The 23,483-nt window shown below is 67.5% G+C and carries 19 protein-coding genes and 1 pseudogene; 11 read left to right on the top strand and 9 right to left on the bottom strand.

Going from position 1 to position 23,483, the window contains the following annotated elements:
* Positions 1-65: 65 nt before the first annotated feature.
* The 3 genes from F0U60_RS47045 to F0U60_RS47055 form a co-directional block, all read right to left on the bottom strand.
* Positions 66-671: a hypothetical protein gene (locus F0U60_RS47045; RefSeq protein ID WP_395810409.1), complete on the bottom strand. Its 606-nt coding sequence runs from the start codon at positions 669-671 to the stop codon at positions 66-68.
* A gap of 161 nt (positions 672-832) precedes the next feature.
* Positions 833-1,405, bottom strand: coding sequence for a thioredoxin-dependent thiol peroxidase (gene bcp / locus F0U60_RS47050; RefSeq protein ID WP_395810411.1), 573 nt, complete (start codon positions 1,403-1,405; stop codon positions 833-835).
* Between the two features lie 53 nt (positions 1,406-1,458).
* Entirely contained in the window at positions 1,459-1,830 is a 372-nt protein-coding gene (locus tag F0U60_RS47055) for a hypothetical protein (RefSeq protein ID WP_395810413.1), read from the bottom strand.
* A 52-nt stretch (positions 1,831-1,882) separates the two neighbouring features.
* On the opposite strand from F0U60_RS47055, the gene F0U60_RS47060 reads away from it, so the two are divergent.
* Positions 1,883-2,539 (top strand): hypothetical protein, encoded by a 657-nt coding sequence (locus F0U60_RS47060; RefSeq protein ID WP_395810415.1) that lies wholly within the window; start codon positions 1,883-1,885, stop codon positions 2,537-2,539.
* 36 nt (positions 2,540-2,575) lie between these two features.
* On the opposite strand, the gene F0U60_RS47065 is transcribed toward F0U60_RS47060, so the two are convergent.
* Positions 2,576-3,901 carry a response regulator gene (locus F0U60_RS47065; protein ID WP_395810417.1) on the bottom strand — a complete coding sequence of 442 codons (1,326 nt, stop codon included), beginning with the start codon at positions 3,899-3,901 and terminating at the stop codon, positions 2,576-2,578.
* A gap of 97 nt (positions 3,902-3,998) precedes the next feature.
* Here F0U60_RS47065 and F0U60_RS47070 point away from each other — a divergent pair, with 97 nt between their 5' ends.
* The 10 genes from F0U60_RS47070 (at position 3,999) to F0U60_RS47115 (ending at position 15,551) form a co-directional block, all read left to right on the top strand.
* Positions 3,999-4,382, top strand: a complete 384-nt coding sequence (locus F0U60_RS47070; protein ID WP_395810419.1) for an MXAN_6627.5 family MYXO-CTERM protein — start codon at positions 3,999-4,001, stop codon at positions 4,380-4,382.
* Positions 4,379-5,419, top strand: a complete 1,041-nt coding sequence (locus F0U60_RS47075) for a methyltransferase (protein ID WP_395810421.1) — start codon at positions 4,379-4,381, stop codon at positions 5,417-5,419. Before F0U60_RS47070 ends, F0U60_RS47075 begins: the two co-directional genes overlap by 4 nt.
* Positions 5,420-5,524: 105 nt before the next feature.
* Entirely contained in the window at positions 5,525-6,820 is a 1,296-nt protein-coding gene (locus tag F0U60_RS47080) for a UbiA family prenyltransferase (RefSeq protein ID WP_395810423.1), read from the top strand.
* A gap of 19 nt (positions 6,821-6,839) precedes the next feature.
* Positions 6,840-8,168 (top strand): FAD-dependent oxidoreductase, encoded by a 1,329-nt coding sequence (locus F0U60_RS47085; RefSeq protein ID WP_395810425.1) that lies wholly within the window; start codon positions 6,840-6,842, stop codon positions 8,166-8,168.
* Between the two features lie 14 nt (positions 8,169-8,182).
* Positions 8,183-8,920, top strand: coding sequence for an SDR family oxidoreductase (locus F0U60_RS47090; protein WP_395825753.1), 738 nt, complete (start codon positions 8,183-8,185; stop codon positions 8,918-8,920).
* A 205-nt stretch (positions 8,921-9,125) separates the two neighbouring features.
* Positions 9,126-10,925 (top strand): methyl-accepting chemotaxis protein, encoded by a 1,800-nt coding sequence (locus F0U60_RS47095; RefSeq protein WP_395810427.1) that lies wholly within the window; start codon positions 9,126-9,128, stop codon positions 10,923-10,925.
* Between the two features lie 268 nt (positions 10,926-11,193).
* Positions 11,194-11,538 (top strand): acyl carrier protein, encoded by a 345-nt coding sequence (locus F0U60_RS47100; RefSeq protein WP_395810429.1) that lies wholly within the window; start codon positions 11,194-11,196, stop codon positions 11,536-11,538.
* Positions 11,535-12,593 (top strand): type III polyketide synthase, encoded by a 1,059-nt coding sequence (locus tag F0U60_RS47105; protein WP_395810431.1) that lies wholly within the window; start codon positions 11,535-11,537, stop codon positions 12,591-12,593. The genes F0U60_RS47100 and F0U60_RS47105 overlap by 4 nt, the downstream gene beginning before the upstream one ends.
* 28 nt (positions 12,594-12,621) lie before the next feature.
* Positions 12,622-14,466 carry a fatty acyl-AMP ligase gene (locus F0U60_RS47110; protein ID WP_395810433.1) on the top strand — a complete coding sequence of 615 codons (1,845 nt, stop codon included), beginning with the start codon at positions 12,622-12,624 and terminating at the stop codon, positions 14,464-14,466.
* A 200-nt stretch (positions 14,467-14,666) separates the two neighbouring features.
* Positions 14,667-15,551 carry a zinc metalloprotease gene (locus F0U60_RS47115; protein WP_395810435.1) on the top strand — a complete coding sequence of 295 codons (885 nt, stop codon included), beginning with the start codon at positions 14,667-14,669 and terminating at the stop codon, positions 15,549-15,551.
* Between the two features lie 120 nt (positions 15,552-15,671).
* On the opposite strand, the gene F0U60_RS47120 is transcribed toward F0U60_RS47115, so the two are convergent.
* The 5 genes and pseudogenes from F0U60_RS47120 to F0U60_RS47140 all read right to left on the bottom strand — a co-directional run bounded on the left by F0U60_RS47120 (position 15,672) and on the right by F0U60_RS47140 (position 23,145).
* Complete coding sequence (locus F0U60_RS47120; RefSeq protein WP_395810437.1) at positions 15,672-18,170, bottom strand: kelch repeat-containing protein; 2,499 nt, start codon at positions 18,168-18,170, stop codon at positions 15,672-15,674.
* The gene (locus F0U60_RS47125; protein WP_395810439.1) at positions 18,161-19,027 is read right to left on the bottom strand and encodes a hypothetical protein; all 867 of its coding nucleotides are present in this window, start codon (positions 19,025-19,027) and stop codon (positions 18,161-18,163) included. Before F0U60_RS47125 ends, F0U60_RS47120 begins: the two co-directional genes overlap by 10 nt.
* Positions 19,028-19,183: 156 nt before the next feature.
* Positions 19,184-20,170 carry a hypothetical protein gene (locus tag F0U60_RS47130; RefSeq protein ID WP_395810441.1) on the bottom strand — a complete coding sequence of 329 codons (987 nt, stop codon included), beginning with the start codon at positions 20,168-20,170 and terminating at the stop codon, positions 19,184-19,186.
* 351 nt (positions 20,171-20,521) lie between these two features.
* A pseudogene (locus tag F0U60_RS47135) lies at positions 20,522-22,789 on the bottom strand (serine/threonine-protein kinase); the annotation flags it as partial.
* Complete coding sequence (locus F0U60_RS47140) at positions 22,786-23,145, bottom strand: hypothetical protein (protein ID WP_395810443.1); 360 nt, start codon at positions 23,143-23,145, stop codon at positions 22,786-22,788. The pseudogene F0U60_RS47135 and the gene F0U60_RS47140, both read right to left, overlap by 4 nt.
* Positions 23,146-23,483: the final 338 nt, after the last annotated feature.

The raw sequence follows: 23,483 nt of genomic DNA on the forward strand, positions 1-23,483 counted from the left end.
GGGTTTCCGGCGAGGGCCCGCTCGTCCGGCCGCCCTCCAGTGAGGGAAGCCGGCTCGTTCGGGCACTACTGGCTCAGGTTCTCCCCCTTCTGGCCGGGGGTTGACGACGCTCCCTCTTCGACTGGGGGGCGCTGGGCAGGCGCCTGGGTGCCCACCGCCGGCTCCTGCGGCTGAAGGGAACCACTGGAAGGCGCGATGGACGATGCGGTACCGGAGCCCAGCTCGACGGCGTAGGTGCCTTGAACCCATGCGCCATTGGGGCCCGCCCGCAGCGGCTTGCCCGTTCCGAGAGGCATGGCCATCAGCGCGCTGTACTCAGGCGGCGGGTACGGGACGCGGAAGTCCTGCCGCAACCACTGGTCCCCCTGCGCCTGGATGCGCTGCGGGTTGGCAAGCTGCGAAGCGGGCGACGCATCACCGGCGCCTCCCGTGCCTCGCTCCGGATCGTTGGCCTCCCGCTTCTGCTCGTTGGTCTCGAACAACGAGGCACTGGAGTCGAGGTTGGAATGAGCCTTTCCCGTCTCCTCCTGAGCCTGATCGGCGTAGTAGTCCTCTTGGGCCGACAGGGAGCCTGTCCGGCCCTCACTGTAGCCGTCCCTGGTGCATCCGGTGAGCAACGCCCCCGTGGCGAGCACGCCCACCACGCCCAGCTTCACACCCCTCTTCGACATGACCGCCTCCCTGTCTTCGTCCGTTCCGTTCCCTTACGGACAGGGGTGCTCATGCGAGCGGGAGGTCGGTAGCGGCGAGCGGACATGCGAGGGGACGAGACCCTCACCCCGACCCTCTCCCAGAGGGAGAGGGGATGGATGCTCCCTTACCGTCTAGGGGACTACTTGCGGCGCGCCGGGGCCTTCTTCGCCGTCGCCGCGGGCTTGCTCGCCGCGGCCGCCTTCTTCACCGGCGCCTTCTTCTGGACCGGTGCGCCCTCCTCCTCCGCGCCTCCCTTCAGCGACTGGAGGATGTCCTGCACGTGGCCCTGCACCTTCACCTTCGGCCACACGCGAGCCACCTTGCCCTCGGTGTCGATGAGGAAGGTGGCGCGCGTGATGCCCATGAACGTCCGGCCATACAGCGACTTCTCGCCCCACACGCCATAGGACTCGGCCACCTGGTGCCCGGTATCCGCGAGCAGCGGGAAGGGCAGCGAGAACTTCGTGGCGAACTTCTGGTGGCTCCGGATGTCGTCCGGCGACACGCCCAACACCACCGCCCCGGCTTCCTGGAGCGCCGAGTGCTCATCCCGGAAGTCACACGCCTCCCGCGTACAGCCCGGGGTGTCATCCTTCGGGTAGAAGTAGAGGACGACGTTCTTCCCCCGGAGCTGGGAGAGCTTCACGTCGTTGCCGTTCTGGTCCTGCAGTTGGAAGTCGGGAGCCGGAGTGCCTGTCTGCGGAATGGGCATGGTGCGCGCTTGGATAACCCATCCCCGCGGCTGCGCAAGCCCAACTTTTCCGGTCACCTTGGGTGGGCGTGTCCGTCCATTGGATGGCCGTGCTCATCCAGTGAGGGAGAGCCACCATCCGGCACGCCGGGCCTCGACAGGGGCCGGCGTGGCAGCGGAGTGCTCCGAAGCTCGCGCAGGACGGCGAGCCGCCGCTCGGCCTCGGGCCTCGCCTTGGAGTCTCGTGGCACGGACTCCAGCTCGGCGATGACGGCGTCCCAGGCCGGGTCCTTCGGAGGGACACCGCGCTCGACCAGAGCGGCGTAGCTCGCCTCGGCACGGGCGAGTCGCTCGGACCCCTCGTCCTTCCGGCAGGCCGCCCCGGCCAGCACGAGGCCCAGCAGGAGCGCCACCAGAGCCAGACGATTTCGGTAGATGGGAGACATGTACAACCCTCCTGCTGGCCTCGAACACCAAGGGGGGGTAGGGTGCTCCCTTGTGTCGCCCCTCTTCTTCGCATTCCTGATCGGTCTGGGCCAGGGCCTGCTCCACGCGGTAGGGCCGGACCACTGCGCTGCCATGGCCACGCTCGGTACGCTGGGCCCGGCGCGACGCCGCACCACCCTCCTCATCGCGCTGCGCTTCGCCGTGGGACACGCAGCGGTGCTCGGCGGAGTGGCCACCTTCTGCCTCCTGGCGGGCGTGGGCCTCTCCGAGACGTTCGAGCGCTGGGCAGAGGTGTTCGGCGGCGTGGTGCTGGTGGCACTGGCCGTCACCGCCCTCCTCTTCCCCAACGTGCTGCGCCACGGCCACCCCCACCTGCCCGGTCACACGCAGGAGCCCCACTCGCACATGCATGGCGCCCACATGCATGACCGGGTGAGCACCGCCGCTGGCGCCCTCATGGCCGTCAGCGGTGTGCGCTCGCTGCTGCTGGCCCTGCCTCCCTTGCTGGTGGGCGGCAGCCTGCAGACCTCCGGGTGGACGTACCTCCCCGGCTTCGCGCTCGGCATCCTCGTGGGCATGGGCGCGGTGGGCCTCCTCTTCGCCGAGGGCCTCTCCCGCCTGGGCTCGGGGCTGGCCGAGCGGCTCCAGCGCGTCGTGGCTGTCGGCTCCGCCGCGCTCGGCCTCTTCTGGATTGCCAGCCGCCTCTGAGCGGACCGGATTAGCGCCACCCCCACCGGGGTGGCGCTAGCTGCGCTGCTCGAGGATGCCCAGCGACACCATCGCCACCAGGTAACCGTAGACGAGCTGGTCGGGGCGATTGGCGTACGCGAGCAACTCGCCCACGGTCCGGTTGCCGTCGATCCTCGGCAGCAGCTCCGCCTCCCACCGCTCCAGCTCCACCTCGTGCAGCTGGTAGGCCGGGGCCACGGAGGGGATGAGCCGGTCCTCGGGCCGAAGCATGCGGCGCAGGCGCTCGGGCTTGTAGAGCTTCTTGATGCCCCGGACGATGAGGTTGGCCGGGTGCACGTCCAGCTTGATGGACTCGGCGGAGGCCTTCTCCTTGAAGCTCATCACGTAGGTGCCCTCCTCCCACGAGAAGAGCGAGTAGATGATGGCCTTCACCTGCTGGCCCACGTAGTACAGGCGCTCGGTGTCCTTGAGCAGGCCACGCTCCACCAGCACGTCGCCGGTGCGCCGGTTGCTCGCCGAGGCCACCGCCGAGGCGTCCTCGAGCTGCTCAGGCTTGATCTTCCCCACGCGCACCAGGAACTGACCGAAGCGGTCCGCCAGCAGGTTGGAGAGGGCGAACACCGGGGTGCCACGCTCGAAGTAGACGACCTTGCGCACCTTGCCGCGCTGCACGCCCAGCTCGCCCGTCTCGCGCGACAGGTAGAAGGCGGTGAGCAACGAGGGCAGGTTGTCCTTGAGCTCCCCGCGGCGGTGGCCCGGAGAGCCCGCGCCCACGGGGAGCGGATCCGGCGGGCGACCCGGCACGGGTGGACGCACCAGGGTGGCAGGCACCTTGTGCAGGGGCGTGGCGGTGAGGTTGGCGCCGCGGATTTCGGCGGTGAGGTTGTCGCCGCCCGTCACCTTGATGCGACCCGTCAGCTCCATCGCGTCCTGAGGGCCCTCCTCCTCGACGTCGATGTCGAGCTCTACGTCGAAGGCATCCTCCGGGGCGGTTGGGGGCGCGGCCTTCTTGTCCACGGGCGTCAGCTTCTGCACCGCTTCCAGCAGCTTGGCGGCCTCGAAGGGCTTCTCGAAGTAGCCGGCGGCCGCGTACTTCTGCCGAGCCTCCATGGCGTGCTTGCCGCCCTTGAAGACACCGGTGATGAAGATGAGGGGGAGCTGGGGCTGATCCTTCCGCAGCGCATCCGCCAGGTGGTAACCCATCATGTCGGGGAGCAGGATGTCGAGCACGGCCACGGCGGGCGGCTGGGCCCGGGAGACCTCGACTGCCTGCTTGCCCTTGCTCGCTCCGACCACCTCGTAACCGGCATCTTCGAAAAGCTGGGTGAGGAGGGAGAGCAGCTCCTGGTTGTCATCGACCACGAGGATTCGGGGAGCCATCGCGGGCCCACCCTAACCAAAAGCCCGAGCTTCCGTAAGAGCTTGTCTTCCCAATGGGTGCATCCCGCCCGCCGGGCGGATAGGTTGGAAGCGCTCCATGAAGACCGCCTCCCCGACCCGTAGCATGTTGTCGCGCCTCACCCTCTTCCTCGCCCTGCTCCTGCCAGTGGCGGCCCGAGCCCAGGACGGGGGCCTCCCGGACTCGGGCATCCTGTACGACGTCCCGGACGCCTCGGTGGGCAACGGGGGCGCGGATCGTGACAACCCCGAGGGGGATGACTCCACCGGCCGGCCCGGCGGGGCCTGCCGCACCAGCGGGGACTGCGCGGCACGCTTCAGCTGCTCTCAGGGCACGTGCCGCTATACGGGCGTGCGTCAGGCCGAGCGCGTAGGCTGCCTGCTTGGTCCAGAGGACACACTGGCGGTGGTGGGGCTGGGACTGGTGGTGGCGGCCCGGCGGCGTCGCCGGGAGGAACGATGAGGCTTGGGCTCAAGGCAGACAACCTGTTGGAGCGGGTGGCGGACTGGCTGAATCTGGCCCCCCAGCCGCTGGCGCACGCCTTCTTCGGGATGATGGCGGCGCGCACGCTGATGGCCGGAGAGCGGCTGGGGATTTTCTCGGCGCTCGCTGACGGCTCGGCCACGGTGGAGGAGCTAGCGGCACGGCTGCAGCTGTCGCCGGAGGGCACGCGCGCGCTGCTGGAGGCGCTGGAGGCCTGTGACGCGGTAGAGCGCAAGAAGGGCCGCTACCGGATGGCGGACCGGGCCCGGCGCTGGTTGGACCCGCGCTCCTCTCAGTACGTGGGGGGCTTCCTGGACTTCAACTACACCCAGTGGGAGTGGTGGAGCCACGTGGAGGAGGCCGTGCGCACGGGAGAGGCGGTGGACATCCACCACTTCTCCCCGGAGGACCCTCGCTGGCGCTCCTACATCCATGCCATGCACCAGATGGCGCGGCTGTCGGCGCCTGAGGTGGTGCGCGCCATCCCCCTGCCCCGAGGAGCGCGGCATGTGCTGGACCTGGGGGGAGCGCACGGCTGGTACGCGGCGGAGCTGTGCCGTCAGAACCGAGGGCTGAAGGCCACGGTGCTGGACCTGGCGGGGAGTGTGCAGGTGGGGCGGGAGATCATCGCCCGCGCCGGCCTGTCGCACCTGGTGACCCACAAGGAGGGAGACCTCCTCACCTCGGAGCTGGGAGGCCCCTACGATGCGGTGCTCCTCTTCCAGGTGGTGCACCACCTGACGCCCGCGCAGAACGTGGCGCTGCTGCGCCGGGTGCGCACGGCGCTCACGCACAAGGGGACGTTGGCGGTGCTGGAGTACCTGCGCGAGGACCGGGAGAAGCCCCCGAGCGCCGCGCCGCTCATTGGACTGCACTACTTCCTCACCTCGAAAGCGGCCGCCTACACGCCCGCGGAGGTGGAGGGCTTCCTGGACGACGCGGGCTTCCGCATTGAGAGCAGCAAGCCGGTTCGCAACCTGCCGCTGCAGACGCTCCTCATTGCCCGCCCTGAGTGAGCGGGGCTCGCCTGCCCCCTGGCTGTCCGGGAGTTCTTGGACACTGGCCTCACACAGAAAGGGTGCGGTAGGTACCCGCTGCGCTACCCTGCGGCGCCGCCACCCATGTTGACCACCGCTCCCACCCCACCCGAGTCGCAGCAAGCAACGCCGCTCGCCGTCGAGTTGGATGGCGTCCTGGCGCGCACGGACACGCTGCACGAAGGGCTGCTGCGGTTGCTCAAGCGCCAACCGTACCTGGCTCCGGCGGTGGTGGGGTGGAGCCTGCGGGGCCCGGCTTTCCTGCGGGCGGAGGTGGCTCGGCGGGTGGAGCTGGATGTGACGCGGCTGCCCTACGACGAGGAGCTGCTGTCGCGCCTGTCCGAGGAGCGGGCCCGTGGTCGCCGGGTGGTGCTGGCCACGGAGGCGGCTCGGCGGGTGGCGGAGGCGGTGGCCGCGCACCTGGGCCTCTTCGACGCGGTCCACACGAGCGACAACCCCCTCAGCGGCCCTCGCGAGGAGGTGCGCCGCTCCGCGCCCACCCGGTCGCTCCCGCGCACGCTGCTCAAGGCACTGCGAGTGCACCAGTGGGCCAAGAACGTGCTCGTCTTCGTGCCCCTGCTCGCCGCGCACAAGGCCCTCAACGCGTCGCTGCTGCTCCAGGCCCTGCTGGGCTTCATCTCCTTCAGCCTGTGCGCCTCGAGCGTGTACGTGCTGAACGACTTGCTGGACCTGGACTCGGATCGCAAGCACCCCACCAAGCGCAAGCGGCCCTTCGCGGCGGGAGACCTGTCGGTGCGCGCGGGGCTGTGGCTGGCCCCCGTGTTGCTGGGTGCCGGAGCGGCGGTGGCGCTGTTGCTGCCACGCGAGTTCCTGGCGCTGCTGGGCACCTACTACGGGATTACGCTGGCGTATTCGCTGTACCTCAAGCAGGTGCTGATGCTGGACGTGCTGGTGCTGGCGGGCCTGTACACGGTGCGCATCTTCGGCGGCTCGCTGGCCGTGGGCGTGCCCACCTCGAGCTGGCTCTTCACCTTCTCCATGTTCCTCTTCCTGTCGCTCGCGCTGGTGAAGCGGCTGAGCGAGGTGCGGCGGCTGCGGCTGACCAACGAGTCGGCGGCGCCGGGGCGCGGGTACGTGGCGGGGGACTACGAGCAGCTGGCCATGCTCGGCGTGTCGAGCGGCTACCTGTCCGTGCTGGTGCTCGCGCTCTACATCACCAGCAAGGAAGTGACGGCGCTCTACCTCCACCCGGAGCGCCTGTGGCTGCTGTGTCCGGTGATGATGTACTGGGTGGGACGGGTCTGGCTGCTGGCGCACCGCGGCCAGGTGAACGAGGACCCGCTCGTCTTCGCGCTGAAGGACAAGGTCAGCTACGCCGTGGGGCTCATCGCCGCGGGCGTACTGCTGGCCGCGACATGAGGGAGTAACGGACGTGGGGATGGAGCTGAAATCCTGGGGCAGGTACCCACGCGTGACGGAGCAGCGGGAGCTCCCCGTCACGTGGACCACGGAGCCTCTGCCGCTCCCCGCCGGAGGCGGCTCGCTGCTGCCGTACGGGCAAGGCCGGAGCTACGGCGACTCGTGCCTCAACGCGGGCGGCGCGCTGCTGACGACGACGCGGTTGGATCGCTTCCTCGACTTCAACCCGGCCACGGGTGTGCTGCGCTGCGAGTCGGGAGTCACGCTGGACGCCATCCTCCGGCTGGTGTCATGGCAGGGCTGGTTCCTCCCCGTGACGCCGGGGACGAAGTTCGTGAGCGTGGGCGGGGCCATCGCCAACGACGTCCACGGGAAGAACCACCACCGGGCGGGCACCTTCGGGCGGCACGTACCGCGCTTCGAGCTGGTGCGCTCGGACGGCTCGCGGCGGGAGTGCTCACTGGAGCAGAACCGGGACTGGTACGAGGCCACCATCGGCGGACTCGGCCTGACGGGGCTCATCACCTGGGCGGACATCCAGCTGCGGCGGATGAGCAACCCGTACATCTACCAGGAGACGATTCCCCTCTCCAACGTGGATGACTTCCTCAAGCTCGCGATGGAGTCCGAGCAGGACTACGACTTCACCGTGGCCTGGGTGGACAGCCTGGGGCGGGGCCGGAACCTGGGCAAGGGCCTGTTCTACCGGGGCAACCACGCGCCGCCGCAGTTCGACGCGGTGCCGCTCTCGAAGAGCCACCTGTCGCGCCGGAGCGGCCTGGCCGTCCCCTTCGACTTCCCGGGCTTCGCGCTCAACCGGCTGTCGGTGGCGGCCTTCAACTGGCTCTACTACCACCGGCAGCGGCTCAACCGGACCGGGCTGGTGCACTACGATCCTTTCTTCTACCCACTGGATGGGGTGCACCGGTGGAACCGCATCTACGGGCGCCGGGGCTTCCTGCAGTTCCAGTGCGTGGTGCCGGCGAGTGACACGGGCACGGCGGCGTTGAAGGAGATCCTCGACCGGGGCGCGCGCAGCGGCATGCCGAGCTTCCTCACGGTGCTGAAGATGTTCGGCGACGTGCCCTCGCCGGGGATGATGAGCTTCCCGAAGCGGGGCATGACGCTGGCGCTGGACTTCGCCAACCGGGGAGAGCGGACGTACCGGCTGGTGGAGGAGCTGGACCGGGTGACGCGCGAGGCGGGCGGGCGGGTGTACCCCGCGAAGGATGCGCGGATGAGCCCGGAGAGCTTCGCGGCGTACTACCCGGAGCGCGAGCGCTTCGCGAAGTACGTAGATCCCGCGTTCTCCTCATCGTTCTGGCGCAGGGTGAACGGCGCGGGATAAACCACCCCCCCATGATGAAGAAGGTCCTCGTCCTCGGCGCCACGAGCGCCATTGCCCAATCCACGGTGCGGCTGCTGGCCGCACGGGGCGCAGCGCTGTACCTGGTGGGCCGCAACGCCGAGCGGCTGGATGCGGTGGCGAAGGATGCCCGGACGCGGGGCGCCTCCAAGGTGGAGACCGAGGCGTTGGACCTGGACGACCTCGCCCAGCACGAGGCGCTGGTGGAGCGCGCCACGGTGGCGCTCGGAGGGCTCGACGGAGCCCTGCTCGCCCACGGGATTCTCGGCAACCAGGAAGCGGCGCAGCGCTCTTTCGCGGAGGCCGAGAAGGTGCTGCGAACGAACTTCCTGAGCGCGGTGTCACTGCTCACGCCGCTGGCCAACCGCTTCGAGGCGCAGAAGGCCGGGACGCTGGTGGTCATCTCCTCGGTGGCGGGAGACCGGGGCCGGCAGAGCAACTACGTGTACGGCGCCTCCAAGGGCGCCCTGAGCGTGTTCCTCCAGGGGCTGCGCAACCGGCTGGCGCGCTCGGGCGTGGCGGTGGTGACGGTGAAGCCGGGCTTCGTGGACACGCCGATGACGGCCGACGTGAAGAAGAACGCGCTCTTCGCCACGCCGGACAAGGTGGCGCGCGGCATCGTCCGGGCGGCGGACTCGCGCAAGGACGAGGTGTACCTGCCCGGCTTCTGGAGCCCCATCATGTTCGCCATCCGCAGCATCCCCGAGCGCGTCTTCAAACGCATGAAGCTGTGACGCGCGAAGCAAGCGACCGAGTCCGCACAGAGGGCTACCGAGCAGCCAGACTCCACGCCATGTGTGGGCTACGCCACGGGTGTGACTCCGGCCCCCTTCCCGCCCTGGTGGACAAAGGTGATAGCGTTGCATTCAGAAGGCGTGGTCGGCTCCCAGGGCGGCCACGTATACCGCCGGCGTTACCGCTCCGCCCCGGGCCACTACCATGGCGTTATCCAATCCGATGAGCAGCAGCCACCGCTCCCTGCCCGGACGCATCGATGCGCTCTTGCGCTCGTGCGCGATGCCACTGGCCCCCTTCCTGGCCTACCTGGTGGGGATGGTGCTCGGGCTCCAGGGCGACCAGCTCTCCCAATCCGTCCTCTGGCTGCTGCCGCCCACCATCCTCGTCTGGGGCGTGCTCTACCCGCCGCTGCTCATCCACTACCTGCACAACAGCGCCATCCAGCCGCTTCCGGGCGAGCCCCCCGGCCTGCGGTTGGGCCGCCTGCTGAAGCTGCCCTGGCGCATCGCCTTCTACGTGCTGCCGGGCTCCTACGCCTTTGGTGCCATCTTCTTCTGCACCGGCGTCTGCCTGTGGTTCGACAAGAGCTTGTGGCTGGTGGTCTGGGGCACCGCCATCGCGCTGTCGCTCAGCCTGCTGCTGTCCTTTCCCGCCGGCATCGTCATTGAGCGTTGGATACAGCCCCTGGCCCTCGAGGAGCAGGCGAGTCACCCCCACCTGCGCGTGGTGGGCGGCGGCTTCTTCTGGGTGCGCCAGTCCTGGTTCCTGCCCTATGCCTTCGTCGTCTGCGTGCTGTCGCTCATCGTCCTGGGCGGCCTCACCGTGGCCGTGCAGACCGGCAACGTGCAGCGCCGCTACATCGAGGATCTGCAGGCCGCCGGGCAGCACCAGGCCGCCTTCATGCTCGAAGGGCTGGGCGCCTCGCTCCTCTCCGAGCTGAGCATCCCCGTGGCCGTGCTGGCCGTCTTCCTGCTCACCCTCGCCACTGTCTCCGCGTGGATGCTGGCGCGCCGCCAGGAGCAGGGCTCGCTCGCGGTGCTCCAGGCCATTGAGGGCCTCTCCGTGGGCAAGGTGCGCCCGCCCCAGTGGGTGTCCACCGACGAGATTGGCGACCTGGCCTTTGGCCTCAACGCCGTCGTCCTGCAGCTGAGCGCCCTGCCCCGCACGCTCCAGCAGTCGGCCGCCCAGCTCGTCCAGGCCGGCGCCACCCTGCGCCACGCCAACGACGACCAGCGCCGCGCCCTCATCACCCAGGCCACCGCCATCCAGGAGACCAACGTCACCGCGCAGGAGATTAAACAGACCTCCGACCTCACCGCGCACCGCGCTCGCGAGGTGCTGCACGTGGTGCGTCACGCCGAGGAGCTCAGCCGCGCCGGCACCCAGGCCATTGAGCAGACCATCGCGGGCTTCAGCGCCATCCGCGACTCGGTGTTCGCCATCCGCGGCAAGATGGAGCGCCTGCAGGCCAGCGCCGTGCAGATTGGTGAAATCACCCAGACGGTGAAGGACCTGGCCGACCAGTCCAACATGCTCGCGCTCAACGCCGCCATCGAGGCGGTGCGCTCGGGTGAGCACGGCAAGGGCTTCGCCGTCGTGGCCCGTGAAATCCGCTTGCTGGCCGATCAGTCCATCCGCGCCACCACCCGCATCAGCACCATCCTCGACGAGGTGGGCAATGCCATCGGTGACGCCGTTGCAATGACAGACGTGGGCGCCGCCCAGGTGGAAGGTGGCCTCGGCAAGGTGAAGACGTCCGGTGACAGCCTTCGCCAGCTCTCGCTGATGGTGAACGAGAGCTCCGCGGCCGTGTCTCAAATCACCTCCGCCGTGAGCCAGCAGAACGCCGGCTTCGCTCAAATCTTCAACGCCATCGCCGACCTGTCGCGCAGCATGGATCAGGCCATGGAGCGGCTGGAGTCCACCCAGGAGGCGGCCGAAACCCTCCAGAAGGTCTCCGGCCAGGTCAGCCAGGTTGCCGGCCAGTACCACGTCGAGTAGTCAATGGAAGGCTCCTCCCACTGGGCAGGTCTTTCCGGGCTTTCCAATTTCTCAGCGGGTGCACACGATGCTTTCTGCCCGGCCGGGGAACCCCCCTCCCTCGGAAGCGCGGATGAAATGCCATGTAGGTGACACTCCGCGTTAATCCCACATTGCGGTTCTAGAGGGATTTTCCTGATTGACCGGGCATGCCCCGTACTTGTAATATTCTGTCATTGCTGCAAGGGGGGGCCACCACGCGCTGACTCGCCCGAGGCGGGAGGTCCATATGCACCGGCAGGAGATTCTCGATCACGTCCGCAACATCATCCTGTCCACCAACAGTGGCCTGTTCCCGGACGACGTGAGCGAATTCGCCTCGATGACGTATGATTTGGGAATGGATTCCTTCCACCTCGAGTCGATGATCTCCCGGCTCAAGGACGAAGTCGCCGATATCGAGTTCACCCCCTGGTACATCAAGGCCTCGCGTCGCGGTCACGACACCGTGGGCAGCCTGGTGGACTTCATCGATGAACGCCTGTCGCAGAGCCCCTCCGCGAGCACCTCCCAGACGCAGGCCGTCGACATCTCCCCCGCCGAGCAAGGTGAGCTCGACGTGGAGGCGGCATGACGCTCGCAGCACCCCGCCGTCCTACCCTGCTGTCCATTGCCTCGGCCTTCCCTCCCCTGGCCATCACCCAGGATGAGATCTACGAGGACCTGTTCAAGCACTGGTACAAAGACATCCGCAACGCCGAGCGCATCATCAAGAACACGGGTGTGCGCCGGAGGTTCTTCGCGTGGGATCCGCGCGTGGAGCTCAGGAACGGCAACCTCGGCGTGGGTGACCGCGTGCGCGTCTACGAGCGCGTGGGACTCCAGGTGACGGGCCAGTCCGTGGAGAAGGCCCTCGGGCAGTTGGATCGCACCCGCGTGGGCGCCTTCACCATGACCACCAACTCGGGCTACTCGGGACCCGGGTTGGATCTCTTCATCGCGAAGAAGCTCGGGCTGCGCTCCAGCATCCGCCGCACCTTCGTGGGCCACATGGGCTGCTTCGCCGCCTTCCCCACGCTGCGGGTGGCCATGGACAGCATCGCCGCGCGCCCCGACGAGTACGTCATCGCCAACGCCTCCGAGTACGCCTCCCTGCACTACCACCCCACGCCGGACCCGGAGCAGGCCGTCATCCATGGCCTCTTCGGGGATGCCACGTGCACAGCGGTAATCGGCAGCGCCCCGGATGGAGAGGGCGTCCAGTTCATCCGCTCCCACACCGAGCAGCTCTACGAAACCCACGAGCTGATGGGTTGGCACATGCACAACGACGGGTTCCGCATGACCCTGTCGCCCTATGTGCCCTTCGTGCTCGGCGAGCACGTGGACGCCTTCCTGGAGAAGCTGCTCGGTCCGGAGAAGCTGACCGCTGGCGACATCCAGCACTGGCTCATCCACCCGGGCGGGCCCAAGATTCTCGAGGCGCTGGCCAGGCAGCTCAAGCTGACCAAGGAGCGGATGCGCGCCAGCTGGCATGTGCTGAGCGAGTACGGCAACTGCGGCGCCGTCACCGTGATGCTGGTGCTCGAAGAGGTCTTGAAGACGGACAAGCCCAAGCGGGGCGAGTACGGCGTGATGATGGGTTTCGGCCCCGGCCTCACCGTCGAGGGCATGCTGGTCCGGTTCTGAGCCGTTCCTACACCGAGGACACACACCGATGAGCCAGGCGCCCCTGCGGCGACAGACGGGACACGTCCAACTCGGCCCCGGCGTGGGGCGTCACCCCACCCGAGACATTCCCCAGCGGGCCCCCACCCGCGCCACCCCGGCCCCCGTGCAGACGCTGGCCGAGGCCGTGGTGCACTGGGGACGCACTCGCCCCTCGCAGCCCCTCTTCTACTTCGTGGACCTGGAGGACCGGCTCAGCGTCCTCACCGCGGGGGACCTGCACCACAACGCCATGCGCCTGGGCTCCAACCTGCGCGCGCGCGGCGTGAAGCCGGGCGACATGGTGGTGCTCTCCTTCGACACCAGCCCCGAGTTCCTCGAGTGCTTCTTCGCCTGCGGCCTGGTGGGCGCCACGCCCTGCCTCATCGAGCTGCCCTCCTCGAAGGTCTCCGTGCAGTCCTGGGGCGAGCGGCTGCGCGTGAAGCTGCGGCTCTTGAACGCCCGGGCCATGCTGATTGACCCGGACTTCGTGGACCTGGCGCACGAGGCCCTCCTGGACTACCAGCCCGAGCCGGGCCATGAGGCCCCCTTCGTGGCCACCCCGAAGGACCTGGTGGCGGACGCCGAGTCCTTCGAGCCCCCCACCGTCGACGCGGAGCAGGTGGCCTTCATCCAGTTCACCTCGGGCACCACGGACGCGCCCAAGGGCGTTCAAATCTCCCACCGGGCGCTCATGGCCAACTGCGCGGCCATTGGCGAGGGTGGCCAGTGGGACTCGGATGACCTGATGGTGTGCTGGCTGCCGCTCTACCACGACATGGGACTGGTGGCCTCCACCCTGTCCTCCTTCGTGCACGGCCTGCCCACGGCGCTCATTCCGCCCTTCGGCTTCCTGCTCAAGCCCTCGCGCTGGCTGTGGGCCATGCACTACTTCCGCGCCACCTCGTGCTTCGCGCCCAACTTCGCCTACCAGCTGTGCGTCAAGCGCATCAAGGACGCGGAGCTGGAGGGCCTGGACCTGAGCGCGTGGGAGCGGGCCTACAACGCCGCGGAGTTCATCCACGCGGACAACGTGCGCCAGTTCACCGAGCGCTTCCAGCCCTGTGGCTTCGAGCAGGACGCGTGGCTGCCCTCGTACGGCATGGCGGAGATGGTGGTGGGCGTGTCCTCGCGGGCCCGGAACGAGCCCCTGCGCATGGAGACGCTCTCCCGCTCCGCGCTGGCCTCGCGGCGGCGGGCCGAGCCCCACCCCGACGGCAGAGGCCCGGACGCCTTCACCGTGCTCAGCGTGGGCCGGATGCTGAATGGCATCGAGCTGCGCATCGTCGACGACGAGGGCCGTCCGGTGAGCGAGCGCCAGGAGGGTGAAATCCTCCTGCGGGGCACGTCCCTCTTCAGCGGCTACTTCAAGAACCCCGAGGCCACCGAGGCCGTGCTGCGCGACGGCTGGCTGTACACCGGGGACCTGGGCTACGTGGCCGACGGCGAGCTCTTCATCTGCGGGCGCAGCAAGGATCTCATCATCAAGGCGGGGGAGAACCACCACCCGTACACCATGGAGAACGCCGCCTCCCAGGTGGCCGGCATCCGGGTGGGCTGCGTGGCCGCCGTGGGCGTCAACAACCTCCAGACGGGCACCGAGGACATCGTCATCGTCTGCGAGACGACCGAGACCAAGGCCGACGCGCTGCGCCAGCTGTGCAAGCACGTGGAAGAGATGGTCTACCAGGGCTCCGGCGTGCGCCCCAACCGCGTCATCCCCGTCGCCCCCCACACCGTCCCCAAGACGACCAGCGGCAAGATCAAGCGCGCCTACATCCGGCAGAACATCGAGGCCTTCGAGAACCTCTCGCTGCTGGTGGCGCCCCCGGCCCGGCAGGCCATCGTCCACTGACCATCCCCGGCGGGATTCACACGGATTCCGACATCCCGACGCCGGAGCGCCCTTCGCGCTCCGGCGTTTTGCTTTTTCTGGACTCTCCGAGACTCCCCCACGTCCGTGTAACTGGAATCTTCCAGAAAATGCATTTCTCCCCTTGTGAGTCTCAAATCCTTGGGATATAAGTTAGACCAACTTTTCCTGAGGAGTTGGAAATGTCCCGTAGCGTTGTCTCGAGTGGCAAGTTCGCGGTGGTGCTCGGCGCTGTCATGGCGCTGACGGGTTGCAACAACGCCGAGCAGCAGCCGGCCGAGGAGCAGCAGCCCACGCAGCAGGTGGTGAAGAGTGGCTGCGCTACGGAGGACCTCTCGGAGGCCGAAAAGGCCACGGTGGAAATGGCGATCAGCGGCCGTACGCGCACGCAGGCTCGCGCCAACGGCTCGGTGAACGTGAACGTCTACTGGCACGTCATCAACAACGGCACGAGCACCAGCCAGGGCAACATCACGGACGCGCAGATCGCCAGCCAGATCTCCGTGCTGAACGCGGCGTACAGCAACACGCCGTTCAAGTTCACCCTGGTGGGCACGGATCGCACCACCAACTCCCAGTGGTACACCTGCAGCGGCGGCGCCTGTGAGAAGAAGATGAAGACGGCGCTGCGCAAGGGCGGCGCGGGCGACCTCAACATCTACTCCAACAACATGGGCCAGGGCCTGCTCGGCTGGGCGACGTTCCCCTCCAGCTACACCTCCAACCCCACCAACGACGGCGTGGTCGTCCTCTACAGCTCGCTGCCCGGCGGCACCGCGGCCCCGTACAACGAGGGTGACACGCTCACCCACGAGGCGGGCCACTGGCTGGGCCTGTACCACACGTTCCAGGGCGGCTGCACCGCCTCGGGCGACTACGTGAGCGACACCCCGGCCGAGGCTTCCGCCGCCTACGGCTGCCCGGTTGGCCGCGACACCTGCTCCACCGCCGGCCTGGATCCCGTCACCAACTTCATGGATTACACCGACGACTCGTGCATGAACACGTTCTCCGCGGGCCAGTCTGATCGCATGGACGCGCTGGTCGCCCAGTACCGCGGCCTGTGATTCACGTCTGAGAAGTCCTGACGTCTCGAAGTCCTGACGCCGGAGCGACCCCCAGAGCGCTCCGGCGTCTTTTTTTTCCGCGGTCGAGGTCCGCGAACGAGGGCTGCCGTAGCTCCACGCTCAGGGGGTGTACACCTCGGCCGTGGAGCGGTGCTTATCCGAAGGGATGCCTCCCGACACCAGGACCTTGCCCGATGGCAGCAACGTGGCCGTATGGGATTGGCGCTCCATGGGTTGGCTGAGGGTGGCGGTCCAGGCGCCTGTCGCCGGATCATAGAGCTCCGCCGGGCTGAACGACATCTGGCTATTGAGGCCGCCCACCACCAGCACCTTGCCCGACGGGAGCAACGTGGCCGTATGAGCGCTGCGACCCCGGGTCAGGCGTCCGGCGGACGTCCAGGTCCCCGTTGCCGACTCGTAGACCTCCGCCGTGACGGAAGACGTTTCACTCCCCTCGCCCCCCGTCACCAGCACCTTGCCTGACGGCAGCAGCGTCGCCGTGTGGTCCTTCCGGTTCGTGGCCATTCGGCCGGTGACCGTCCAGGTGCCCGTCGCCGGATCGTACTCCTCCGCCCTGTCGGGAGACCCGGCCTTTCCCAGGTCCACGCCGCCCGTTACCAGCACCTTGCCCGACGGCAGCAGCGTCGCCGTGTGGGAATGACGGGCCGTGGTCATTTGACCGGTGACCGTCCAGGTGCCCGTCGCCGGGTCGTACAGCTCCGCGGTGGCGAGGGATCCACGTTGGTTGTCGATACCGCCCGTCACCAGCACCTTGCCTGATGGCAGCAGCGTCGCCGTGTGGAAATAGCGGCCGACCATGCCGCCGAAGCTGCCGGTGGACGTCCAGGTGCTCGCAACCGGCTCATACAGCTCCGCGGTCCCCAAGGAGTTCGCCTGGGGGTCGAAGCCTCCCGTCACCAGCACTTCGCCCGACGGGAGCAGCGTCGCCGTGTGGCCAGTGCGACTCTCCGTCATGGCTCTGCCGACCCGCTCCCAGGTGCCAGCACCTGGGTCGTATACCTCCGCCGTGGAGGAACCTCCGCCGCCGCCCGCCACCAGCACCTTGCCCGAGGTCAGCAGCGTTGCCGTGTGGTCACGACGAGACGCGGACATGCCGCTGGTCGAGACCCAGGTGCCAGCGCCCGGGTCGTACACCTCCGCCGAGAGGAGATCCCACCCAGGACTGTAGCCACCCACGACCAGCACCTTGCCCGACGACAGCAACGTCGCCGTGTGCTCAACGCGGCCTCCGGACATGCTGCCGGAGGAAGCCCAGGTGTCCGTTACAGGGTCATACACCTCCGCCACGGCAGGGTACTCATGCTCGTTTTCCCCGCCCGTCACCAGCACCCTGCCCGAGGGCAGCAGCGTGGCTTCATGGTGCATGCGGCTCACTGAGAGGAGCGAGGTGGACGGCGTCCAGGTCCCCTTCGCCGGATCGAACAACTCCGCGGTGGTGAGGATCGCGTCGGGCCCTTCGCCGCCCGTCACCAGCACATTGCCCGACGGCAGCAGCGTCGCCGTATGGAACCTGCGCCTCGCATTCATGTTTTGGGTGGGCGTCCAGGTGTTCGTCGCCGGGTCGTACAACTCCGCATGGGCGGAGTACTCGCCATCGTTATACGCCGTTCCGCCCGTCACCAGCACCTTGCCGGACGTCAGCAGTGTGGCCGTATGCCCATGGTAGCGGTAATAGCGGGTTGTCTCCGAACTGGCAGCGAAGGACCAGGTGTCCGTCGCTGGGTCGTACAGCTCTGGATCAAGGGCATACCCCCCGCTGTCCGTGCCGCCCACCACCAGGACCTTGCCCGACGGCAGCAGCGTCGCCGTGTGGTTCTCGCGGCCCGTGGACCATAAGCTAGAGGAAGTCCAGGTGTTCGTCTTCGGATCGTACAGTTCCGCCTTGGCAATAGCGTCGTCCAGCTGTACTACAGACCCGCCCACCACCAGGACCTTGCCCGACGGCAACAGCGTCGCCGTGTGACCAGCGCGGCCCCTATTCATGGGACTGACGAGCACCCAGGCATCTGTCGTTGGATCATACAGCTCCGCCTTGTTGGTGACCGCGGAGTCGATGTCGCCACCCACCACCAGGACCTTGCCCGACGGCAGCAGCGTCGCCGCGTGGCCATCGCGGAGTTCGCCCAACTCGCCTGTGGAAGACCAGCTCGGGCAGTCCGGAATGCCCACGGCAGAGAAGCGGGTGGTGACCGACAAGTCCAATCCATTGCTCACGGTGGCCGTGAAGGACGCGGTCTCTCCCGGTCCCAGACACGCAGGGGCCGTCCAGCGGGCCTCGCTCGTGGTGGCGGTCTCTTGCACGAAGTCCAACGTGCCGACACTCGCGGACCACGAGAAGCGAAGTTCGCATCCCCGTGGGTCCTCCGCGGTGACCTGGAAGGCCAGCCGGCCTCCACTCTCCACATAGAGCGAAGACCCGGGCACTTCGCGGAAAGACGGTGTCTTGGAAGGGTCCCCGTCCGCTCGCCCTTCGCATTGCATCGAGTTGCGCAGGAGATGGTCTTCCAGCTCCTTGCCGAAATCAATGCATCCGGAAGAGAGGAAGACCGACAGCGCACCCAACGACAGGAGAAAACAAGAAGACGTCTTCACGGCCATCTCCCAGACAGGAAGGCAGAGGTTCCATCCGTACTCACGCTGAGCCCCACCTTCCCTGGCTCCTCGGGCCTTCCCAACAAATACATCCCCGCGGAGATACCCAGTCCCACCACCCCGGCCCCCATGAGGCCCCAACTCACCGATTGGTACGTCCGTCCGCGCGCGGCGCTGCGCTCCGCGTCCTGGAGCGAGGCGAAGGGCGGCCCTTCCCCTCGAAGCCTGGAGCGCTCGTGAAGAGCCAGCGCGTACGATACGCCGCTGCCCACCAGCAACACCCCGCCCACGCTCGCGGGCAGCCACGCACGGCCTCGCATGCCGCCAACCCCAGACACCTCCGCGACGGGCACAGCGAGCGAGACGGGCGCAGCCGAAGAGGCTTGCATGACCTGAGGCGAGGGAGCAGGCACGACCGGTGGCACAGGCCGCGCCTCGGCCTCTCGGCGCGGTACGTCCCCCCGCTTCGCCAGACTGCGCTTCACCTGAGCGCGCAAGGACTCGAACCGCCGCACCACCTTGGGCGAAACCTTCATGGGCAGCATCGCGTCCGGCTGGAGATAGAGGGCCGTCTTGAAGGCCGCGCTGGACGCCTCCTGCTTGCCGAGGTCCGCCAGGATGCAGCCCTCGTAGAGCGAGAGGAGCGCCTCGTCCGCCGAACCGGTGGAGAAGGGTCTGGCACGGGAGAGCTGCTCCAGGGCATTCTCGTATTCGAGATCCTCGTAGAGGCTTCGTGCTGCAAGGATATAGTCCCGCACGCTGCCCCGCGCGTGCGCGCTCCAGGGCATGAGCAAGAGACAGCCCACCAGCACCATCGTGAGCCGCATCCCACTGAGCACGAGCACGTTCACAGACATTCTCACCGGTTGCTCTCCTTCGACCCTTGCTGGGCAGTGCCCTGTACGACCCCTGGCTTCTTCACCCGCGGAGCTGGGCAGGCGCACATCACCTGCCCAGCTCCTGATGAACAGATGCGATGAAGGGCTGGCAGTCCGTCTCAACGAACTGCCCCGCCTTGCTCAGGCCTTGCCGTTCAGCATCTTCAGCGTCGGGGTGTGGACATACTTGAAGTAGTCCGGGCTGGGCAGCGGGCGGAGCTTGGCGTCATTGCTTCTCGAGTTGTCGTAGATGTAGTGCTTCCCGTTCATCTTCCCGGCGTACAGGGCGCCGTGCCACTTCTTGCCCCAGGCATGGCCCTGGTGGGTGGAGAGGACGGCGCCCGGCTTGAGCTTGTCCCAGTCGATGCGCTCCCAGTTCTTGCTGCCCAAGTCGTTCACCGGCAGGCCGGACTTGCCCTGCGCCTTGAGGATGGGATCCCACACCCTCCGCACGAAGCCGTAGCAGTCGTTCTTCCCATCGAATTGGTAACCGCCGGTCCGGTTGATCTCCTCGCCCTCCGTCTTCGCCCGCTTCATCACATCCGAGCTCTTGATCTTCCCCTCGCCGCCGTCCTGAGCAGACTGGGCCTTCTTGGCCTTGGCGGTGCTCCCGGAGCTCTTCGCAGCCTTCTCGCCCTTCTCGCTCTGAGGGCCGGAGCCCTCGACGCTCGAGGGGCTCTCCGTGCCGCCACCCATCTGGATTGGCGCTCCGGTGGCATCCATGCCCTCGACGGAAGTGGCATCGCCCTCCAGGGCCATGTCCTCGCCCTCGGGCGAAGCACCCTCCATGCCTTGTGGCATCTCGCCTTCCATGCCGGACATGAGCTTCTCGAGGAGAGCCATGAACTCCTTGATGGCGTCCTTCAAGAGCTCCGCGTTGTTCTCCATGCCGCCGGCCTGTGAAACCTTGTCAGTCATGGGGAAGCACCCGCCGAGCCGTACATCGTTGGACTTCAGCTCACGGCTCCCGACGAACGAGTCACGCATCCAGTTGTTGGCCAGGGGGGACACGGAGGGCTGGGCTCCCCCTCCAGCAGAGACATCGCTCGTATTGATAGGAATAGAAGGCTGCCTGAGGGCGGTGGTGGAGAAGGCGTTGAACATGGAAGGCTTGATGGAATCCGGCATGGCGTGCTCCTCTTTCAGGTGAGATTGATGTATTCATTCTCGTGTCTGCATTTAAAGAGTTGCGCACCCTGCTGGTTTTTTTGATTCGGATTCGCGGCCCCAAAACCAGACGAACAATCACTCCGTCCCATCCATGGGAGGAAAAGGTTGGAGGCGACGGTGAATGCGTACAGTCGCATGCTGCCCACGCTCCGCATCACGCGCCTCATCCCCGCTCCCCCCAACGCCTCCCGAGAGCAACTTAGGAATCACCACCCCGGCCCCACCGACGGTCAGGAGCCCGACGATGCCCCTGACGACCCACTTGAGCGGCAAGGACCAGGGAGCAACGGGTTTCATCGCGGCCATGACCGCCACCGGGGCCACAGGCGTTGAAGCCACGGCCTTCTGCGTCGGAGGATTGGGAGGCAAGGGCCTACGGCAAACCTCGGTGCGCTCGTCCGAGCCAACCGCCTCGGGAGGCGGAGGGGGAGGACGCGGCACTGCCACCGCCCCGGAGCGCGTGCGGGGCTGTGGGCCATTCTGGGTGGGTCCGAACTCAGCGAGCTGCGCACCCAGCATGTCCTTGAAGAACTGAGCCACCGCCGCCGGCGACGAGTTGAGCCGGTGGCGAGCCATCACCGCCTCGATCTCCTCACGCAGGGCCGCGGCGGACGGCGTGCGGCGCGCCGGGTCCTTCACCAGGGCACGCAGGATGAGAGCCGACACGTCCTGGGGAATGTTCGGCATGAGCTGCGACGGCACGGGCGCGGGCTCACGCACGATGGCTTTGAGCGTGGCCGCGTCGTGGTCGCGCTTGAAGGGCAGCTGGCCGGTGAGCAACTCGAAGAGCACCACGCCCAGGGCGAACACGTCGTTGCGCGCGTCCAGGGGGCGGCACACCGCGGCCTCAGGGGAGAGGTAGGAGATCTTCCCCTTCAGCACGCCCGCCTGGGTGTTTTCCTCTCCCTGCGCCTTGGCGATGCCGAAGTCACCCAGCTTGATGGCGCCGTCGAGCGAGATGAAGATGTTGTGGGGACTCACGTCGCGGTGCACCACTGGGTGGGGCACGCCGGCCGGGTCCACGTAGCTGTGCGCGTAGTGCAGGCCCGCGGCCGTTTCGGCGACGATGCGCAGCGCATGCTCGAGAGGCAGGGTGAGCCCCTTGCGCCGCAGTTCGATCATCAGCCTCTTGAGATCCGGGCCGCGCACGTACTCCATGAGGATGTACGCCACGCCGTCGTTCATGCCCACGTCGAACGTCTGCACGACGTTGGGGTGCGTGAGGCGCGCGTTGGCCCGCGCCTCGGCGAAGAGCATGTCGACGAACTCCGTATTCTTCGCGAACTGCGGGAGGATCTTCTTCATCACCACGAACTTCTCGAACCCCTTCACACCCATCCGCTTGGCGAGGAACACCTCGGCCATGCCGCCCTGCCCCAGCTTGCGGATGAGCTGCAACTGGGTCGCGCTGATGGAGCTGCCGATGTCCGCGCTGCTGGCTTTGACGTTCGGGTCCGGGTTCGTGGAGCCGAACAGGTATTGACTGAGGGCCCGCGCCTCGAGCGCCTCCATGTCCTTTAGCGGCTGCTTCACCAGCGACGAGCGGCTGAGCAGCGACACCAGTTGGGGAATGGAAGGCAAACGCGCGACCCCTCCACAGATGGGGCACTCGCGCTCCGGGCTGGCCTTGGCACGCAGCCTGGCCAGGTACTCGGAAGCCAGGACTCGCTGGTGGTGTTGGTGGCCGCAGTTGCGGCACTCGCACGGCAGCCACAACGTCCCCAGCTGCGCGGTGAGCTGTTGGGAGAAGCGCGCCAGCGCACTGAGCACCGGCGGAGGGACCCGGCACAGCACCACCTTGGCGCCCTGCGCCCCCGTGCTCAGCACCTGCTCCAGCTTGGGGATGGCCTCCGGTTCCACCCGGGTGACGTGCGAGAAGTCGAAGGCGACGCGCCCCTCCAGTCCCGAGGCCAGCCGGCGCACGTTCAAGCTCCCCTTCAGCTCGCTGGCGAGGGTGATGTACGTGATGTCGTCCTGGACGATCTTCAGGTGCGCGGTGAGCGGGCTGGGCGCGCTGGGCGTGGTGGCTCGCAGGTAGCGTATCACCACCGGGTCCACCGTGCCGAGCTGCTGGCGCCGGGCATAGTCGAAGAACTCGCTCGGCAGCTCCGCGAACTCCAGCTTGCCAGCGCACACCGGGCAGGAGTGCTCGGGGGCGCGGCCCTCGGCGAGGAGGAGCGCCTCCGCCTGCAGGTCCACCAGGCGCAGCCGGTCCTCGCCACAGGCGCGGCACGTGTAGGGTGCCAGCACCGACAACACCCGCGACACGCCGGCGAAGCCCTCCACCATGTTGAGCTGGTCCACCATCACCGGTGGCGCGTTGACCACGTGGAGCGAAAGGCCCTCGGGAGGCAGCTTGCTGACGAACTCGCTCCACCGCCGCACGCCGAAGGAGCTGATGCGCTCCACCCGGCCGAGATCGACGATGATGAGCCCACCGAGGTCTGGCGACGAGGACGTCAGCGGGAATGTCTCATCGATGATGCCAGCGATGCGGACGTGGTTGATGGTACCCACGCGCACGCGGCTGATAGTGGCATTGGAACCTTGCTGTGTCCCCATCGTCCCGCTCCTCATTCCAATCGAATCCAGGTGCCACCGACCTCGTTCGCCTTGGGGAAGGGCTCGGCCAGGCCCGCCTCCTTCGCACTGACGTTGGCTGCCTTTTGGGCCTGGAGCGCTCTTTCCGCGGCGCCAGTGGCTTTCGCCTTGGAGTTCGAAGCGGTGACCTCCGCATTCGCCACGGAATGCGCGGTCTCGTTGACCACGACAGTCGCTTTCCTCAACGCCGCTTCGTCGCGCTCAACCTTCGCCTTCGCCGCCACGAGTGACTCGCTGGAGCCTGGGTGGCAATTCGCTGGTGGATTCAGCGAGTCGACCAACGCCTGATGCATCTTCCTGGAGCTTTCGAGCTCTCTCTCGGCGGCGGCCATCCTCTTCTTGGCGATACCATGGACGATCTGGATTCGCTGGAGCCTCGTCCAGTCCGCACGGGCTTTTCGCGACGCGATCTGCGCCGCGGTGCAAAGGGACACCGCCTTCGCCTTGTCCTCAGCGGCCTTCTTTGCTTGCGGTTCCGCGCTTACGCCTGTGTCACAGACAGGTGGAGAGGACATAAAAGGGTCCGACAAAGAGTGGATGAAGCGGGATGACTCGAAGCTGTGCTTTCGGGGGGAAAAGAGGGAATGACCCGGCCGGCGTCCCAAAAAATCTTTCGGTCGCTCGCGCGGCCACCGTGCCCTGCATCCGCCACACTGGAAAACAAAGACTC

The organism is Archangium minus, from assembly GCF_044360475.1.
GTDB lineage: Bacteria > Myxococcota > Myxococcia > Myxococcales > Myxococcaceae > Archangium > Archangium minus.

Bases quoted from the DNA above. Each gene is read 5' to 3' on its own strand.
- F0U60_RS47045 (WP_395810409.1), bottom strand. From the start codon at position 671: ATGTCGAAGAGGGGTGTGAAGCTGGGCGTGGTGGGCGTGCTCGCCACG.
- bcp (WP_395810411.1), bottom strand. From the start codon at position 1,405: ATGCCCATTCCGCAGACAGGCACTCCGGCTCCCGACTTCCAACTGCAG.
- F0U60_RS47055 (WP_395810413.1), bottom strand. From the start codon at position 1,830: ATGTCTCCCATCTACCGAAATCGTCTGGCTCTGGTGGCGCTCCTGCTG.
- F0U60_RS47065 (WP_395810417.1), bottom strand. From the start codon at position 3,901: ATGGCTCCCCGAATCCTCGTGGTCGATGACAACCAGGAGCTGCTCTCC.
- F0U60_RS47070 (WP_395810419.1), top strand. From the start codon at position 3,999: ATGAAGACCGCCTCCCCGACCCGTAGCATGTTGTCGCGCCTCACCCTC.
- F0U60_RS47075 (WP_395810421.1), top strand. From the start codon at position 4,379: ATGAGGCTTGGGCTCAAGGCAGACAACCTGTTGGAGCGGGTGGCGGAC.
- F0U60_RS47080 (WP_395810423.1), top strand. From the start codon at position 5,525: ATGTTGACCACCGCTCCCACCCCACCCGAGTCGCAGCAAGCAACGCCG.
- F0U60_RS47085 (WP_395810425.1), top strand. From the start codon at position 6,840: ATGGAGCTGAAATCCTGGGGCAGGTACCCACGCGTGACGGAGCAGCGG.
- F0U60_RS47090 (WP_395825753.1), top strand. From the start codon at position 8,183: ATGAAGAAGGTCCTCGTCCTCGGCGCCACGAGCGCCATTGCCCAATCC.
- F0U60_RS47095 (WP_395810427.1), top strand. From the start codon at position 9,126: ATGGCGTTATCCAATCCGATGAGCAGCAGCCACCGCTCCCTGCCCGGA.
- F0U60_RS47100 (WP_395810429.1), top strand. From the start codon at position 11,194: ATGCACCGGCAGGAGATTCTCGATCACGTCCGCAACATCATCCTGTCC.
- F0U60_RS47105 (WP_395810431.1), top strand. From the start codon at position 11,535: ATGACGCTCGCAGCACCCCGCCGTCCTACCCTGCTGTCCATTGCCTCG.
- F0U60_RS47110 (WP_395810433.1), top strand. From the start codon at position 12,622: ATGAGCCAGGCGCCCCTGCGGCGACAGACGGGACACGTCCAACTCGGC.
- F0U60_RS47115 (WP_395810435.1), top strand. From the start codon at position 14,667: ATGTCCCGTAGCGTTGTCTCGAGTGGCAAGTTCGCGGTGGTGCTCGGC.
- F0U60_RS47120 (WP_395810437.1), bottom strand. From the start codon at position 18,170: ATGGCCGTGAAGACGTCTTCTTGTTTTCTCCTGTCGTTGGGTGCGCTG.
- F0U60_RS47130 (WP_395810441.1), bottom strand. From the start codon at position 20,170: ATGCCGGATTCCATCAAGCCTTCCATGTTCAACGCCTTCTCCACCACC.
- F0U60_RS47140 (WP_395810443.1), bottom strand. From the start codon at position 23,145: ATGGCCGCCGCCGAGAGAGAGCTCGAAAGCTCCAGGAAGATGCATCAG.